This window comes from Mesorhizobium sp. M7A.F.Ca.CA.004.04.2.1 (assembly GCF_004022825.1).
GTDB lineage: Bacteria > Pseudomonadota > Alphaproteobacteria > Rhizobiales > Rhizobiaceae > Mesorhizobium.
In genome coordinates this window covers 1-4196 of sequence record NZ_RZPH01000512.1, presented here as the reverse complement: position 1 = coordinate 4196, position 4196 = coordinate 1, and the positions used below count along the sequence as shown (strand labels likewise).

The following is a 4196-nucleotide window of genomic DNA, read 5'->3' as shown; positions in this document are numbered from 1 at the left end:
GTGCGTAATAGGTTCGCTCGGGCATTCTGATCGTATCCATGGGTTCAAACCTATTGCGGAAGCATGTCCTTGAGGCGGAGCAGTGCGATGCGCTCGACCTGTTTGCAGGCGGTCTCGAATTCGACGCCGCGGCTGTTGCCGATGCGCGCCTCGAACTCCGCCAGGATTTCTTGCCTCGTCTTGCCCTTCACCGCGATGATGAAGGGAAAGCCGAAGGTGGTGACGTAGGCGGCGTTCAGCTTGGAAAACAGTTCGCGCTCCTTGTCGGTCAGCGCGTCGAGGCCGGCCGAGGCCTGTTCCCTGGTCGATTCCGCCGTCAGCCGTTTGGCCTTGGCCAGCTTGCCGGCAAGGTCGGGATGGGCGTTGAGCACCGAAAGCCGCTCGGTCTCGCTGGCGGACCGGAAGACACGGCAAAGCGCGTTGTGCAGGCCGCCTGAAGTGTCATGCGCCGGGCCCAGTTCCAATTCGTAGGCGCGTTCGGCGATCCAGGGCGAATGCTCGAACACGCCGCCGAAGGTATGAACGAAGGTCTCGAATTCCATCTTCGATGGGCTGAGCGCCGCCGGTTGATAAGGATTGACCTCTTGCCAGTGCTTGGCGATGTCGATGCGCCGCGCCAGCCAGACCTTGTCGTGCGACTTCACATAGTCGACGAAGCGCTTCAGCGCCGCCACCCGCCCCGGCCGCCCGACGAGGCGGCAATGCAGACCGATGTTCATCATGCGTGGCCGGCCGGCCTTGCCCTCGGCATAGAGCGTGTCGAAGCTGTCCTTCAAATAAGCAAAGAACTGGTCGCCCGAGTTGAAGCCCTGCGGCGTGGCGAAGCGCATGTCGTTGGCGTCGAGCGTATAGGGGATGATGAGCTGCGCGCCGCCCTCATGCTCGAACCAGTAGGGCAGCTCGTCGTCATAGGTGTCCGACACATAGTCGAAACCACCTTCTTCCGCCACAATCCGCACTGTGTTGATCGATGTGCGACCCGTATACCAGCCGGTCGGGCGCGCGCCGGTCACTTCGTAGTGCAGCTTGATCGCCGCCTCGAGGTCGCGGCGCTCATCTTCGGCGCTGTGGTCGCGGTAGTCGATCCATCTCAGCCCGTGCGAGGCGATCTCCCAGTCGGCTTCCTGCATGGCCGCCACCTGATCCGGCGAACGGGCGAGTGCGGTGGCGACGCCGTAGCAGGTGATCGGCACTTGCGACTCGGTGAACAGCCGCAGCAGCCGCCAAAAGCCGGCGCGGGCACCGTATTCGTAGATGGATTCCATGTTCCAGTGACGCTGGCCCATCCAGGGTGCCGCGCCGACGATTTCCGACAGGAAGGCTTCAGACGCCTTGTCGCCATGCAGGACGCAGTTCTCGCCGCCTTCCTCGTAGTTGACGACGAACTGCACGGCGACATGTGCGCCGCCAGGCCATTTCGGGTCCGGCGGATTGGCTCCGTAGCCGCGCATGTCTCTGCTGTAACGCATCGTCCCTCCCGCCGGGCATGGCCCGAAGTATGATCAGGATATCGAAAGGGTGCCTCTCGCATTCCCCCGAAAATTTTTGAAAGTGTTTTTGTCGCACTCCGCTCGACCGGGACTTATGCATCGCCTTTAATTGGCGCACAATTCACTGTTGATACTTGATCGTACCGGGCCAATTCGCTCGTACCGGAAATGGGAGGCGGCCAATGGCAGAAACGTCGAATGCCGATGGCGGGCGTCTGACGACCCATGTCCTCGACACGGCGACCGGCAAGCCGGCGGCGGGACTGTCGATCGCGCTTTATCACCTCGACGGCAAGGCGCGGACACATCTGAAGACCGTTGTCACCAATGCCGACGGCCGTTGCGACAAGCCGCTGCTCGCCGGCGCGGAGTTCCGCACCGGCGAATACGAACTGGTCTTCGCCGCCGGCGACTATTTGCGTCAGCAGGGGTTGAGCCTGCCGAAACCCGCCTTTCTCGATGTAGTACCAATCCGCTTCGGCATGGCCGAGCCCGTGCACTATCATGTGCCACTGCTGGTCTCGCCCTACGGCTACTCGACATACAGGGGGAGCTGAGGCATGGCCAAAATCAGCATCCGCAAAGAAATCCGCTTCATCCTCAACGGCAGGGACGTCGCGCTTTCGTCGGTGGCGTCAGACGCGACCCTGCTCGACTGGCTGCGGCTCGACCGTTCGCTGCGCGGCACCAAGGAAGGCTGCGCCGAGGGCGATTGCGGCGCCTGCACCGTGTTGGTCGGCAAGCTCTCGGCGGACGGGCTGGTCTATGAAAGCGTCAATGCCTGCATCCGCTTCCTCGGCTCGCTCGACGGCACACACGTCGTGACCGTCGAGCATCTGCGCGGCGTATCAGGCCAACTGCATCCGGTGCAGCAGGCGATGGTCGATTTCCACGGCTCGCAATGCGGCTTCTGCACGCCGGGCTTCGTCATGTCGCTCTATGGCCTGTGGATGAAGTCATCGAATCCGTCGAACGCGGATATCGAAAAGGCCTTGCAAGGCAATCTCTGCCGCTGCACCGGCTACGAGGCGATCATCCGCGCCGCGCATGCCATCTCCAGCTACGGTAAGGCGGCGGAGGATCCGCTGGCCGCAGAGCGCAAGGCGATCACCGAGAGGCTCGAGGCCCTGCATGACGGCGCCCGGGTCGAGATCGGTTCGGCCAAGGCGCGGCTGGTCGTGCCGGCCAACGTCGATGATTTCGCCGCCGTGCTGGACAAGGAACCCGGCGCCACCATCGTTGCCGGCTCGACTGATGTCGGCCTATGGGTGACCAAGCATATGCGCGATATTTCGCCGGCCATTTTCATAGGCAATCTCGACGGACTTTGCACCATCTCGGAAGACAAGGGCGTCATTTCGATCGGCGCCGGCGTCACCTACACTGACGCCTTCGCTACATTGGCGAAGCGTATCCCGGCGCTGGGGCCGTTGTTCGATCGCATCGGCGGCGAACAGGTGCGCAACATGGGCACCATCGGCGGCAACATCGCCAACGGCTCGCCGATCGGCGACACGCCGCCGCCCTTGATCGCGCTTGGCGCAAGTCTCACCCTGCGCAAGGGCAAGAAGCGGCGCTCGATTCCGCTGGAAACCTTCTTCATTGCCTATGGCAAACAGGACCGGCAACCGGGCGAATTCGTCGAGGCCGTGCACGTTCCGGTTCCGGCCAGGGGCACGAAATTCGCCGTCCACAAAATCACCAAGCGCCGCGACGAAGACATTACCGCAGCCCTCGGCGCCTTTTTCCTGACGCTGGCTAAAGACGGCACGGTGGCGGAGGTGCGCATCGCCTATGGCGGCATGGCGGCGACGCCGAAGCGGGCGTCCTCTGTCGAAAAAGCGCTGCTCGGCAAGCCGTGGACCGAACAGGCAGTTGAAGCGGCGATGGCCGAATATGCCAGGGATTTCACTCCGCTGACCGATATGCGGGCCTCGGCCGAATATCGCGCACTGGCGGCGAAAAACCTGCTGTTGCGCTTCTTTGCCGAGACCACGGATACCCGGGCACCATTCCAAGTGTCACGCAACGAGGCGGCATGATGAGCACCAATGCCAGTGAACAAACAGCCGAACGGTCGCGAGTAGCGTCCTTCTCCCCGTTCACGGGGAGAAGATGCCGGCAGGCAGATGAGGGGCGGCGCCGTCGTCGATCTTTGTCTGCAAGGCTGTCGACGTCGGCGCTGCCCCTCATCCGACCCTTCGGGCCACCTTCTCCCCGTGAACGGGGAGAAGGGAAAGGGCGCGCATGATGAACAAGCACGCTGCCCCCAACCTCAAGGCTGAAAAGATCGCCGGCGGCGTTGCCACCGATCAACGGCATGACTCCGCCCACAAGCATGTCAGTGGCACCGCCGTCTATATCGACGACATGCCGGAACCGGCCGGCACGCTGCATGGCTGCCTCGGGCTTTCCAGCGCCACGCATGCCACGATCGCCAGCATGGATCTCTCGGCGGTGCGTACAGCGCCCGGCGTTGTCGACGTGCTGACGGCCAGTGACGTGCCCGGCGAAAACGACATTTCGCCGACCGGCCGCCACGACGAGCCGGTGCTGGCCGACGGCAAGGTGCAATTCTACGGCCAGCCAATCTTCTGCGTCATTGCGCAGACCCGCGAGCAGGCGCGCCGCGCCACCAGGCTGGCCAAGGTCGAATACAAGGAATTGCCCTTCGTCACCGACATTGGTGCGCTCGATCCTAGGAAG

3 protein-coding genes and 1 pseudogene are annotated in these 4196 nt (G+C 63.1%); 3 read left to right on the top strand and 1 reads right to left on the bottom strand.

What is annotated here, in order from left to right; all coding sequences use genetic code 11:
- Window positions 1-50: 50 nt before the first annotated feature.
- On the bottom strand, window positions 51-1469 hold the full coding sequence (gene puuE, locus EN893_RS21380; protein WP_127268652.1) for an allantoinase PuuE: 1419 nt from the start codon (window positions 1467-1469) through the stop codon (window positions 51-53).
- 203 nt (window positions 1470-1672) lie between these two features.
- Between puuE and uraH the strand changes: the two genes are divergently transcribed.
- From uraH to EN893_RS21360, 3 genes and pseudogenes are all read left to right on the top strand, one after another.
- Window positions 1673-2047: a hydroxyisourate hydrolase gene (gene uraH, locus EN893_RS21375; protein ID WP_127268651.1), complete on the top strand. Its 375-nt coding sequence runs from the start codon at window positions 1673-1675 to the stop codon at window positions 2045-2047.
- A 3-nt stretch (window positions 2048-2050) separates the two neighbouring features.
- Window positions 2051-3532 carry a xanthine dehydrogenase small subunit gene (gene xdhA / locus EN893_RS21370; protein WP_127268650.1) on the top strand — a complete coding sequence of 494 codons (1482 nt, stop codon included), beginning with the start codon at window positions 2051-2053 and terminating at the stop codon, window positions 3530-3532.
- Window positions 3533-3740: 208 nt separating this feature from the next.
- Window positions 3741-4196: pseudogene (locus EN893_RS21360) on the top strand (xanthine dehydrogenase molybdopterin binding subunit); the annotation flags it as partial.